This window comes from Mycobacterium gordonae, assembly GCF_017086405.1.
In the GTDB taxonomy this organism is placed as follows: Bacteria; Actinomycetota; Actinomycetes; order Mycobacteriales; family Mycobacteriaceae; genus Mycobacterium; species Mycobacterium gordonae_D.
Window position 1 is genome coordinate 917,671 of the sequence record NZ_CP070973.1, and the last position, 12,523, is coordinate 930,193.

10 protein-coding genes and 1 pseudogene are annotated in these 12,523 nt (G+C 68.1%); 8 read left to right on the forward strand and 3 right to left on the reverse strand.

Annotation, left to right across the window (positions count from 1 at the left end):
- Positions 1-153, reverse strand: coding sequence for a hypothetical protein (locus tag JX552_RS03835; protein WP_205876176.1), 153 nt, complete (start codon positions 151-153; stop codon positions 1-3).
- Between the two features lie 106 nt (positions 154-259).
- Between JX552_RS03835 and JX552_RS03840 the strand changes: the two genes are divergently transcribed.
- The 3 genes from JX552_RS03840 to JX552_RS03850 are packed head-to-tail and all read left to right on the forward strand — an operon-like array spanning position 260 to position 3,140.
- The gene (locus JX552_RS03840) at positions 260-1,522 is read left to right on the forward strand and encodes an ATP-grasp domain-containing protein (RefSeq protein WP_431195917.1); all 1,263 of its coding nucleotides are present in this window, start codon (positions 260-262) and stop codon (positions 1,520-1,522) included.
- Positions 1,519-1,938, forward strand: coding sequence for a rhodanese-like domain-containing protein (locus JX552_RS03845; protein WP_205876178.1), 420 nt, complete (start codon positions 1,519-1,521; stop codon positions 1,936-1,938). The genes JX552_RS03840 and JX552_RS03845 overlap by 4 nt, the downstream gene beginning before the upstream one ends.
- Positions 1,939-1,946: 8 nt before the next feature.
- Positions 1,947-3,140, forward strand: coding sequence for an O-succinylhomoserine sulfhydrylase (locus JX552_RS03850; RefSeq protein WP_205876179.1), 1,194 nt, complete (start codon positions 1,947-1,949; stop codon positions 3,138-3,140).
- 70 nt (positions 3,141-3,210) lie between these two features.
- On the opposite strand, the gene JX552_RS33160 is transcribed toward JX552_RS03850, so the two are convergent.
- Complete coding sequence (locus JX552_RS33160; RefSeq protein WP_431195960.1) at positions 3,211-6,750, reverse strand: PE family protein; 3,540 nt, start codon at positions 6,748-6,750, stop codon at positions 3,211-3,213.
- 575 nt (positions 6,751-7,325) lie between these two features.
- Positions 7,326-8,741 (reverse strand): NAD(P)/FAD-dependent oxidoreductase, encoded by a 1,416-nt coding sequence (locus JX552_RS03860; protein ID WP_205876180.1) that lies wholly within the window; start codon positions 8,739-8,741, stop codon positions 7,326-7,328.
- Positions 8,742-8,895: 154 nt separating this feature from the next.
- On the opposite strand from JX552_RS03860, the gene JX552_RS03865 reads away from it, so the two are divergent.
- The 5 genes and pseudogenes from JX552_RS03865 to JX552_RS33945 form a co-directional block, all read left to right on the forward strand.
- Complete coding sequence (locus JX552_RS03865) at positions 8,896-9,087, forward strand: hypothetical protein (RefSeq protein WP_205876181.1); 192 nt, start codon at positions 8,896-8,898, stop codon at positions 9,085-9,087.
- Between the two features lie 22 nt (positions 9,088-9,109).
- Entirely contained in the window at positions 9,110-10,345 is a 1,236-nt protein-coding gene (locus JX552_RS03870; protein WP_205876182.1) for a cupin domain-containing protein, read from the forward strand.
- Positions 10,346-10,380: 35 nt separating this feature from the next.
- Complete coding sequence (locus JX552_RS03875) at positions 10,381-11,232, forward strand: ferredoxin family protein (RefSeq protein WP_241010871.1); 852 nt, start codon at positions 10,381-10,383, stop codon at positions 11,230-11,232.
- A gap of 134 nt (positions 11,233-11,366) precedes the next feature.
- On the forward strand, positions 11,367-11,702 hold the full coding sequence (locus JX552_RS03880) for a hypothetical protein (protein ID WP_205876183.1): 336 nt from the start codon (positions 11,367-11,369) through the stop codon (positions 11,700-11,702).
- Between the two features lie 267 nt (positions 11,703-11,969).
- Positions 11,970-12,062: pseudogene (locus JX552_RS33945) on the forward strand (HNH endonuclease); the annotation flags it as partial.
- Positions 12,063-12,523 lie beyond the last annotated feature (461 nt).

The window sequence follows — 12,523 nt, forward strand, 5'->3', positions numbered from 1 at the left end:
TTACCCCGCTCCCGATCCGGTCGCGGCGGCGTCGACGGCCCCGGTGGCGGGGCCCCATCCGCCATGGGCTGCTGCCGGCACAGCCGCAAGTCTGTCGTGAATCGCCGCTGCCGCGGTGGTCAGGGAAGCTGACGCGCCCTTCAACGTCGGCATGTACATCTCCTCGGCGAAACATTCTGGCTTTCAGCAGAGTTACACACGAACTCCGAAGATGAGTCTAGAAGCGGGTGTTCTCATAGACGCACCTATCCTTGAGTGCGTGACTGAGGGCTTGACCGAAGGACCAGAGGGCACGACGGCGTGGATCGTCGAGGAACCGGCTTTGGCCGAGGCCGAAGCCGATGCCGAGACCGATGCCGATCCCGGACCGCGGGTGATGCTGCTCGGTTCCGACGAGTCGGGCCAAGAGGTGGCGGTGGCACTGCAGCGCCTCGGCGCCGAAGTGATCACCGCGGACGCCGATACGCTGACCGATGCCGAAGAGCTGACGGCCGTCGTGGCGGCGCTGCAGCCGGATTTCGTGGTGACCCTTCCCGGCGCTTTCGACGGCTCTTCCGCGGCCGCCACGGCTGTGGCGGTCCTCGACGATCTCGAAGCCCAGGACATCGAGCTGGTTCCTGGGGCACGGGCAGTGCGGTTGACGGCGGACCGGGAAGGTCTGCGGCGGCTGGCCGCGGACGAACTCGGCTTACCCACCGCGCCGTTCTGGTTCGTCGATTCGCTTGCCGAACTTCAGGCTGTCGGAGCCCACGCCGGCTATCCGCTGCTGGTCAAGTCGATCGACGGGTCCGGCCGATCGGTCGTAAGGGGCGCCGGCGAGGTGGCGCGGGCCTTTGAAATCGCGAGCGCGGGCGACCGCGGCCGGGTGTGGGCCGAGACCGTGGTGGACATCGAGTTTTTGGTCACGCTGATCGTAGTGCGCACCGAAGGTCCGTCTGGGCCGGTCATCGAGTTCTGCGCGCCCATCGGTCACCGCAGCGACGACACCGGCGCGCTGGAATCCTGGCAGCCTCAGCACCTGACCACCGCGGCGGTGGACGCGGCGAAATCGATCGCCGCACGGATCGTCAAATCGCTGGGCGGACGTGGCGTCTTCAGCGTCGAACTGATGATCAACGGCGACGAGGTGTACTTTGCCGAGGTGACCGCGGGTCCCAGTGACAGCGCCTGGGTGACGCTGCGCAGCCAGCGGCTTTCGGTCTTCGAGCTGCAGGCGCGGGCTGTGCTGGGCGTTGCTGTGGACACCATGATGGTCTCGCCGGGCGCCGCCCGCCTGATCGATCACGGACCGGCCGCGCCGGGCGTGGCGCCCAGCGGTGACGTGCTCGCCTCCGCTCTGTCGGTGCCCGAGAGCGATCTGCGGGTGTTCGGTTCCACAAGTCATGAGCTGCCCGCCTTGCAACCTGCCTCGGTGCCGGACAAGTGGGGTGTGACGATGGCCACCGCGCCGGAAGTTACGGCCGCCCGCGACCGCGCCCGGGACGTGGCTGCCCGGCTGAATGTGCGAGACTCGGGCGGGTGAGTTACGCAGGAGACATCACGCCGCTGCAGGCGTGGAAATTGCTCAGCGACAATCCCGAGGCCGTGCTGGTGGATGTGCGCACCGACGCCGAATGGCGATTCGTGGGAGTTCCGGACCTGTCCAGCCTGGGCCGCCAGGTCATCTACGTCGAGTGGAACAAGTCCAACGGACAGCACAACAACGACTTCCTCGCCGAATTGCGGGACAAGATCCCGCCCACCGGTGACGGCGAGCGCCCCGTGGTGTTCCTGTGTCGCTCGGGCAACCGCTCCATCGGGGCGGCCGAAGTGGCAACCGAGGCCGGATTCGCGCCGTCGTACAACGTGCTGGACGGCTTCGAAGGTCAGCTCGACGCCCATGGGCACCGCGGCGAGACGGGCTGGCGCGCGGTCGGGCTTCCCTGGAAACAGGGTTAGTAGCCACGATGAAGGACCTGCCTGACGGCGTGAGCCAGGCAACTCTCGGGGTGCGCGGCGGACTGACGCGATCGGGGTTCGAGGAGACGTCCGAGGCGATCTTCCTGTCGTCGGGCTATGTGTATCCCTCCGCGGAGGTCGCCGAGCAGTCATTCACCGGCGAGGTGGAGCACTACGTCTACTCGCGCTACGGCAACCCGACTGTGAACATGTTCCAGGAACGGCTGCGTCTGATCGAGGATGCCCCGGCGGCGTTCGCGACGGCCAGTGGCATGGCCGCGGTCTTCGTCTCCCTCGGCGCGCTGCTGGGCGCCGGCGACCGATTGGTCGCGGCGCGCAGCCTGTTCGGATCCTGTTTCGTGGTGTGCAATGAAATCCTGCCGCGCTGGGGCGTGGAGACCGTGTTCGTCGACGGCGACGACCTGGCCCAGTGGGAACAGGCGCTGTCACAGCCGACCCAGGCGGTGTTCTTCGAGACGCCCTCCAATCCCATGCAGTCGTTGGTCGACATTGCGGCGGTCACCGAGATGGCGCATGCCGCGGGTGCAAAAGTGGTGCTGGACAATGTTTTTGCCACACCCCTACTGCAGCAGGGTTTTCCCCTCGGCGTGGACGTGGTGGTCTATTCGGGCACCAAGCACATCGACGGCCAGGGTCGGGTGCTCGGCGGTGCCATCCTCGGTGACAAGGAGTACATCGACGGCCCGGTGCAGAAGCTGATGCGCCACACCGGCCCTGCGATGAGCGCCTTCAATGCCTGGGTGATGCTCAAAGGCCTTGAGACACTTGCTGTTCGGGTTCAGTACAGCAACGCCTCGGCGCAGCGCGTCGCGGAGTTCCTGGAAGGCCACTCCGCCGTGAACTGGGTGCGTTACCCGTTCCTGCCGTCGCACCCGCAGTTCGATCTGGCCAAGCGCCAGATGTCCGGCGGCGGAACGGTAGTCACGTTCGAGCTGGACGCGGCCCACGGTGCCGCCAAGCAACGTGCCTTCGAGGTGTTGGACAAGCTACGCCTGATCGACATCTCCAACAACCTCGGTGACACGAAATCCCTTGTGACACACCCCGCTACGACTACGCACCGGGCGATGGGCCCGGAAGGCCGGGCCGCCATCGGACTCGGTGACGGCGTGGTCCGGATCTCGGTCGGCCTGGAAGGCACCGACGATCTCATCGCCGACATCGACCAGGCGCTCAGCTAGCGTGGTACCGGTCCACTACCCGGGCAGCGAATACTTGAACGGGCCTCAGAAGTCATCGCGTCAGATGGCTTCAGAGCGCGGTCTGTCCGGGACTGCCCGCACCGCCGTTGGGATGACCGACGCCGCCCTTACCGAAATTGGAGAAGCCGCCGGCGCCGCCACCTCCGCCGCTGACGCCCCCCTTCCCCCCGCCAGTTAAGTAACCGGAATTGGTGCCGCCCGCTCCGCCGGCATCACCCTCGGCACCGTTGCCACCGCTGAGGTTTTCGACGCCGCCGGAGCCGCCACCTCCGCCGATGCCGGTCGACATGGGGCCGCCCACGCCGCCGGCACCGCCGCTAGCGCTGCCGACAGTAGTGCTCGTATCGCCGCCGGCGCCGCCGGCGCCGGCGTTGGGAATCGACAGGCTGCCGGACCCACCTCCGCCACCTCCGCCACCGCCACGTCCAGCAGAGAAACGATCGACGGCCGCGTAAGCAATACCACCGCCGCCGCCGCCACCGCCACCGCCACCTTTGCCGCCGATACCTAGGTGAGCGACGTCACCGCCGCCACCGGTGCCGCCGCCACCACCGAGTCCGAAGGTGTTCAAGAGGGTCGTGGCGTTGCCGCCGTTACCGCCGTCACCGCCCTGGCCGCCCGCAGCGCCCGTTCCGCCGCTGCCGATCCCGGTGCCAGCGTTGCCGCCGCCACCGCCTGCGCCACCGCCACCGCCACCACCCCCAGCGACAGTGATGTTAAACACGGTCGTCGCATGGGCACCTCCGATGCCGGCGTTACCGCCGTTGCCACCGTGGCCGCCTTCGCCGTTGGTCCCGCCGAAGGGGGTGTCGCCGCCGGCTCCGCCGCTGCCGCCTCGGCCGCCGTCGCCGCCCCGGCCGCCCGGGTTCGTCGCGAAGCTGCCGGTGCCGTTCGCGCCGGTGCCGCCAGCACCGGCGTCACCTCCGGTGGCACCGGGGCCGCCAGCCGCCCCACCGATGCCGCCCCCTCCGCCATTACCCCCAGCTCCGCCCTTGCCATAGGCCAACCCAGTCACCCCCGCTGCGCCGCCGCCGCCTTTGCCGCCGGCTCCGGCGTTTCCGCCGGCGCCATCGGCTCCGACGGTGCCCACTGTGCCGCCCGCGCCGCCGGCGCCGCCGCTGCCGCCGGTGCTGCCGTTGCCGCCGTTGCTGCCATCGCCGTCGAGGGTGGCGTCGTAGCCCGCACCGCCGGTGCCGCCGTGTCCGCCGGCCCCGCCGGTGCCGCTGACGGCCCCGGTGCCTCCGGCGTTGCCGCCGGTGCCGCCGGCACCACCGTGGCCGGCGGTTTGTCCGTCACGCAGGCTGGCCGTGCCGGGCGTGCCGTCAGCACCGTTGCCGCCGGCGCCGGCGTCGCCGCCGTCGCCGTCGGTACCTGCCACGCCGCCCAGGCCGCCGCCGGCACCGCCTTGGCCTCCGGCTCCGCCGTTACCGCCGGCACCGCCATCGCCGCCGGCCACCCCGGCCGCGGCGCCGCCGCCTTTGCCGCCGGCTCCGGCGTTTCCGCCGGCGCCATCGGCTCCGACGGTGCCCACTGTGCCGCCCGCGCCGCCGGCGCCGCCGCTGCCGCCGGTGCTGCCGTTGCCGCCGTTGCTGCCATCGCCGTCGAGGGTGGCGTCGTAGCCCGCACCGCCGGTGCCGCCGTGTCCGCCGGCCCCGCCGGTGCCGCTGACGGCCCCGGTGCCTCCGGCGTTGCCGCCGGTGCCGCCGGCACCACCGTGGCCGGCGGTTTGTCCGTCACGCAGGCTGGCCGTGCCGGGCGTGCCGTCAGCACCGTTGCCGCCGGCGCCGGCGTCGCCGCCGTCGCCGTCGGTACCTGCCACGCCGCCCAGGCCGCCGCCGGCACCGCCTTGGCCTCCGGCTCCGCCGTTACCGCCGGCACCGCCATCGCCGCCGGCCACCCCGGCCGCGGCGCCGCCGCCTTTGCCGCCGGCTCCGGCGTTCCCGCCATCACCAGCGATCACGCCCACGCCACCCGACCCGCCGTTGCCGCCCGCGCCGCCGGCACCACCGGAGGTGCCGTCGTTGTCGGCGCTCGCGTCGTAGCCCGCACCGCCGGTGCCACCGCCGCCTCCGGAACCGCCATGAGCGGATGCCCCGGACGCACCGCGCAACCCCAAGAAGTTTGACCCGCACAATCCCCCCGACCCCCCAGCACCAGCAGCCCCAGCGTTGCCGCCTACTCCGCCGTCACCACCTAGGCCGCCGGCCCGGGAAAGCGCGGCGCCGGCACCACCGTCAGCGCCGGTCCCGCCAGTCCCACCGGCGCCACCAGCTCCTCCTGCACCGCCATTGCTGAACAACCCGATACTGGTGCCGCCGGCGCCGCCGACCCCACCATCTCCGCCCGCGGTGCCCGGGTTGCCGGCCGCACCCGGGCCCACGACAGCGCCGTCCGCACCGGACCCGCCCGCCCCGCCAGCACCGCCAGCCCCACCGGTGAAGAACAGCGGCGCCCGGGCCAGTCCGCCGGCCCCGCCAGCCCCGCCGGTGCCACCGGCCTCGGTCGCCGCGCCCGTCCCCCCGGCGCCCCCGGCGCCGCCATGTCCGCCGAACCCACCCAGCAACCCACCGGTACCGCCACGCCCGCCGCCCCCGCCGACCATGCCCGCACCGCCAGCCCCACCAGCCCCGCCGCCCGCGCCGTCGCCGAACAGTCCGGCATTACCACCAGCGCCGCCGTGCCCGCCTACGCCGCCAGCCTGGGACAGCAGCGGACCGACAGCCCCGTCGCCCCCGGCACCACCCGCGCCGCCGCCGCCACCACCGCTGAACAGCCCGATGCTGTTGCCCCCGGCACCGCCGGCTCCGCCGGCTCCACCGACAGAACTGCCGAGCACACCTAGACCACCCGCCCCGCCGTCCCCGCCGGCCCCACCGGTGAAGAACAGCGGGCCGCGAGCCATTCCGCCAGCACCGCCGGCACCGCCAGCACCTCCGATCACGGTCGCCGCGCCCGTCCCCCCGGCGCCCCCGGCGCCGCCATGTCCGCCGAACCCGCCCAACAACCCACCGGCACCGCCTCGTCCACCAGCACCGCCGAGCATGCCCACGGTTCCCGAGCCCCCGGCCCCACCGGCACCGCCATTACCGAACAGTCCAGCACTGCCTCCAGCTCCGCCGACCTGTCCGGCTGCCCCCGAACCACCGTTGCCGCCGTTGCCGATCAAGAACCCACCCGGACGCCCGGATTGCCCCGTGCCCGGCGCGCCGTCGGCGCCGTTGCCGATCAGCGGACGCCCGAACAACAGAGTGGTGGGCGCGTTGATCGCACCCAGGATTTCCTGCTCCAGCGATTGCAGCGGCGAGGTGTTGGCGGCCTCCGCCGCCGCATACGCCCAACCGCTTGCGGTCAACGCCTCAACAAAGTCGGCGTGAAACGCCGCGACCTGAGCGCTCAGCACCTGATACTCCTCGGCGTAGCTGCCCATCAGCGCCGAGACCGCCGCCGAGACCTCATCCGATGCCGCTACTGCCAACGATGTCGTCGCGCGCGCCGCCGCAGCGTTCGCTGTCCGCACCGCCGACCCTAGACCGGTCAGCTCCTGCCCCGCCGCGGCTAATTCCGTGGGCGACGCGATCGCAAATGACAACATCGAGAGCTCCGATCGTTGAATTGGGAAAACTGGGGCTTCCGGGGCTACCGATCCGCGGCGAATACCGGCAGGTGAAGCAGTAGGTCGGCTGCGGCAAAATATGTCCCTGGCCCGATGTATTGACCAGCATAGTTCGGGAACAATACACGAATTATCGGTCTCTGCTGGCCAATTATCGAGATATTCTCGCGTCCTAATTGGACAGAAATCCGATTTTGTTCGTCGATTTGTACAATTGCGATGGATTGTGCACTGTGAATTTTAATACGGGCGTCAATTAAACAAATTTAAATTGTTTGAATCGAGAAGTTGGCCGGGCTGCTGGTCAGCGCGTCGAGCCGGGCGGACACCCTGGACCCGGCGCGCACCATCGACTGGATGCTCGTCGTCGATCAACCCGGGCAACAGTCGGCCGGCGACGCCCGCATCCACGACGTGGTCGCCGAGCCGCTATCCGACATCGGCTGGGACACAACGATTGCCACACTCAGCGGCGACCAACTACGCCGGGTCCAGCTCGCCTGTTGCCGAGAAAGGCGTGTCCTCAGTGGATCGCCAGCTGGCCCCCTGAGTCAGCCGGCCGCTCGTTGTTCGGCCGCTTCCGCGCGTTCGGCGGCGGCCAGCGTGCCTTCTTCGGCGTACTCCCTGACCCAATTGACCGCCACCCGCGCGTAGATCATCTGACTGGTGATGGCCATCTGACCCCGGGTGCGGCCCAGGAAGGCCAGGCCCCAGGAGAACATGGCCGCGATCCGGTTGCGGTGTCCGACAAGGTAGATCAGGTGCAGCCCCAGCCAGGCCAGCCAGGCGAAGAACCCCGCGAACTCTAGCTTGCCGATCTGTGTGACGGCGTTGTAGTGCGAGATGAGGGCCATACTGCCCTTGTTGAAGTACTGGAACGGCTCGCGGGCGGCCGGGTCGTCCTTGCCCTTGACGACGTTCTTGATCACGCCGGTGGCGTACTTCGCCCCCTGAATCGCACCCTGCGCCATCCCCGGCACCCCGGGCACCGACATCAGGTCGCCGACCACGAAGACGTTCGGGTGCCCCTTGACGGTGAGGTCGGGCTCCACGACAACCCTTCCGGCACGGTCGGTTTCGGTCCCGTCTGACTGATCGGCGATCATCTTGCCCAGCGAGCTGGCCTGCACCCCGGCGGCCCACACCTTGCAGGCGCATTCGATGCGGCGTTCGGTGCCGTCCTTGTCCTTGACGGTGATGCCCTTGTAGTCGACCGCGGTGACCATCGCGTTGAGCTGGACCTCGACGTCCATCTTCTCCAGCTTGTGCTGCGCCTTGGCGCCCAACTTGGGGCCCATGGGCGGCAACACCGCGGGGGCCGCGTCGAGCAGAATGACTCGGCACTCGCTGGGTGTGATGGTCCGGAACGCTCCCGCCAGGGTGCGCTCGGCGAGTTGGACGATCTCACCCGCCAGTTCGACACCGGTGGGTCCCGCTCCGACCACGACGAAGGTCAGCCGGCGTTCGCGTTCGGCGTGGTCGGTGGCGACCTCGGCGGCTTCGAAGGCGCCGAGGATGCGGCCGCGCAGCTCTAGCGCGTCGTCGATGGTCTTCATGCCTGGCGCGAACGTGGCGAAATGGTCATTGCCGAAATAGGACTGCTGGGCGCCCGCGGCCACGATCAGGCTGTCGTAGTGCGTGACGGTCTCCATGTTGATGAGCTTGGAGGTCACCGTCTGGGAGTCCAGATTGATGTCGCTCACCTCACCCAGGATCACGCGCACGTTCTTCTGCTTGCGCAGGATCAGCCGGGTCGTCGGCGCGATGTCGCCTTCGGACAGGATGCCGGTCGCCACCTGATACAGCAGCGGTTGAAACAGGTGGGTGGTCGTCTTGGAGATCAGGGTGATATCGACGTCGGCCCGCTTGAGTGCCTTCGCCGCGTTGAGGCCGCCGAAGCCGCTTCCGATGATGACGACGTGGTGGCGCTTCTCGGCAGTCGAGGCTTCGGCGGGTGGGGGCGTCATGGTCCTCCTTCAGTCTGGTCACTGCAGCGCATCTACCGTACGACTCAACCAGCCGAAAGTCGCCTGACATCGAGACATCGCCGCGGCGTTTAATGGGAGCTTCGCGCGTGTACACCCTCGGTGCGCGATCCCCGGAGAAATGAAGGAGAATCTCATGCCCCTCGACGACGACGACATCACCACCTCTGGCGGCGAAGGCGAAGGCACCGCCGACGGTGGCTCCAATCCCGAAGGCCACGACGGCGGAGCCGACGGAACGGCGAGCGAAGGTTCGAAGGGTGAAGGCACTGCCGACGGTGGCTCCAACCCCGAAGGTCACGACGGCGGCGCTGATGGGACTGCGTGACCACCTCTAGCTGAGCCGCTAGATGTTGAGTCGCTGTGCGGCTGCCGATGCCGGGTTGTTCGCAACCCGGCATTGGGGCCGCAGGCCCCTGCTCAGCCGCGCCGACGAGCTGCCGCGCGATTTCAGTGATCTGCTGTCGCCGGCCGCGGTCGACGAGTTGATTAGCCGGCGCGGGGTTCGTACGCCGTTCATTCGGATGGCGAAGGCCGGCGACGTGCTGGCCCGGGACTGCTATGTCGGTCCCGCAGGGTTCGGAGCCGAGATGCCGGATCAGGTGGACTCGGCCAAAGTGCTGGCCGAGTTCGCCGCCGGCGCAACGATTGTCCTGCAAGGGCTGCACCGGTTGTGGCCGCCGCTGGTCGACTTCGTTCGGTCCATGGTCGACGATCTTGGGCATCCGGTGCAGGCGAACGCCTATGTGACTCCGCCCGGCAATCGCGGGTTCGACCCGCACTACGACGTGCACGACGTGTTCGTCCTGCAGGTCTCGGGTGAGAAGCACTGGACGGTGCACGAGCCCGTCCATCAGCATCCGCTGCCGTCGCAGCCCTGGACACAACACCGCGACGCCATCACTGCGCGGATCAAGGAAGACCCGGTCATCGATACCGTCCTGTCAGCCGGCGACGCCCTGTATCTCCCCCGAGGTTGGGTGCATTCGGCCCGGTCGCTGGGAACCACGTCGATCCACCTGACCGTCGGGGTGTCGGCGACGACGTATCTCGACGTGGTCCGTGCGGTCGTCGACACGCTCGGTGCGGATGCTGAGTTCAGAAGGCCGCTGCCGCTGGGCATCAATGTGACCAATCGCGACGACATGGCGGCGACGACGAGCAAGATACTGGCGCACCTGGTCGACACCGTGCGCGATCGGGCCGCCGATCTGAGCGAGGGGGCGGCCGCGCGTCTGTCGGACCGTCACGCTCAGAACACCAGACCCGTACCGGTCCAGGTGCTGGCCACGCTGCAGGACGCCGAACGGGCCGGAGCGATATCGGTTCGATGGCGGCACGGGCTGATCGGAACAGCGCAACTCGTCGACGGCCGCGTAGTCCTGCGGCTGCCCGAGAAGACCATGACGTTTCCCGAGTCGTGCGCGCCGGCGATCGAGGCCTTACACCGTGGGCTGGTCGCCGATGCCGACACCCTGCCCGGCCTTGATCGAGCAGACTCGACCGTGTTGATACGGCGGCTGTTGCGGGAAGCGGTGGTGGTATCCGCGGAGGGTGCCCCCACGGCGACGCCGGAGGAAAGGTGAACGCGGGGAAGCCGATTCCGTGTAGTGATCAGTCGTTGTCGCGAAATGACCCCATCTACGGCACCGCGGGGGCCGGACACGCTTGGGCCATGCTCGAACTCGGTGGGGCGTGGGGGAGATCGGCGTTCCTGGACTCACCGGGCATCATCGACCGCGAATTGGGACGACAGATCTGCCGGCGCATCGAAGCGGCAGGCATGCGGGTCACTGCGATTCGCCGGCCGGGGCGGCGCCCCGAGACGCCGCGTTGGCGGTGGTTCATCGCGCGGTGCGACGAGGGTAGCGAGGCGTTGTATCAGGGGGAGGTCGACGGACCGCACGACTACCTGGATATCGCACTGGACGGCTCCGGCGGTGAGCTGACCGCCGGCCCACTCGTGGCGGTGTGCGCGCACGGCAAGCACGATCAGTGCTGCGCGGTGCGGGGCCGGGCCGCGGCGGCCGCTATCGCGGCGCAGTATCCCGAATTGATCTGGGAGTGTTCGCATTTGGGTGGTGACCGGTTCGCGGCGACGATGCTGGTGTTGCCCGAGGGTCTGTGTTATGGACGGGTCGATTCAACCGATTCGGCCGGCCTGGTGCGGCTGTACCTCGACCGGCGGCTGGACCATAGGTATCTGCGCGGACGCACGTGCCTGCCACATGTGGTGCAGGCCGCGCAGCACTTCGCACGTGAAGCATTGGGCGAAGACCGGATCGACGCCTTCTCGCCGCTGAGGGTCGAGCACACGGCGGGCGGCACTCACCGGGTCGAGCTCGCCGCTGACCCGAATCCGGTGGAAGTCGTAGTTGCAGAAGAGATGTCCGAACCGCTGCTGTCCATGTGTCGCGCTTCGGTGCGTGGCCGGGTGCGGACTTATGTACTGGTGTCGGTGAAGTCGCGCTGAGCGAGCTCGTGATGCTCCTATCTGTGCCAAGGGTCTCGATTCAGGCGGTGGCCGGGTCGGAGCGGATCACCTCGGCGACGTCAATTCCGGAGTCCTGAAGGGCACGCCCAGCGGTATTGTTCGCCGACGCTGACATGCCCGACACCTACGTGCTCATCGAAGTGGTGGGCGAAGACGAGCGGATACCCGATGCGGTCGAGTTGGCGCTGACCTTTCGGGGCACCACGGTTGCGGTAGTCAACGGGCACACCGACATCATCGGCGCCCACTTCGAACAAGCCTTCACGCCGCAATGTGAGCACGGCACAATAGTCGCGCGACCAGAGATCGCTTTGCCTGGTGACTTCGAAATCGTTGACGCGCAACGCGTTAAGCGCGGTGAGATGAAGCTCTCGGCACCCAAACCGAACACCAACAAAGGCAGATACACCCGCACCGACACCTACCAAGTCCACTTCAATCGCTCCTAACAACGATGCCAGTTAAGAGACCCTGCGTAGTTGCCGGCTGTCCTGACTACTTCGTCACACAAGGAATTCACGACGCCAACAAGCAACCCGGCATCGCTACCCGGCACACGAACGCCAACACAACAAGGCCAACGACCGGGTGCGCGACGCCAAACCCAATCGCCAAACACGGCGAGATCGGGCTTACCTCGCGATACCCAAACCAATCGGTTTGCGCTGCGTTCTGAGGATTGAAGACGCTGCACCGGATGGGCGACAACGTGGGATCACATCGTGTCCGTTGACGCAGGCGGGTCCAATCATCCGAGCAATCTGCAACCGGCGTGCCGTGAATGCAATTCCAGCACGGGGGATCGTTGAAATCGCCTGCGGAACGACAACTTAACGAGACTGAGGCGGTAAGCCATTTGGCGTACCGCCTCAGTCATCAATGCCATGCCTGCCGAGCCATGCGGTAACGGACCCTGCCTACCGTGCCTCGCCGAACCTGCCTTGCCGTGCCCTGCCAATCCGCGCCAAGCCCTGCCTGCCACGCCGCAATTAGCCGAACCGTGCCTATCTCACCTGCCAAACCGCGACGGCTTCATTCTACCAGTTACGTCGACAAAAGGATTTCTCCGGGAGTCGCACGAATGAAAAGTTCGGACAGTTGACACCCCTTAACCCCGTTGTCCCACTGCTCTTTTGCTTACAACCGCTTGTCGTCGTTCAATTCGGCCGAACTTGGTTCAAGAATCACCCGTTGCTGGCCCTGCAGCGCGTTCTGACATCGGTCGCCGCCGTTGGATCATCCCAGTGGATGACTTCGCCACGGTGGACGG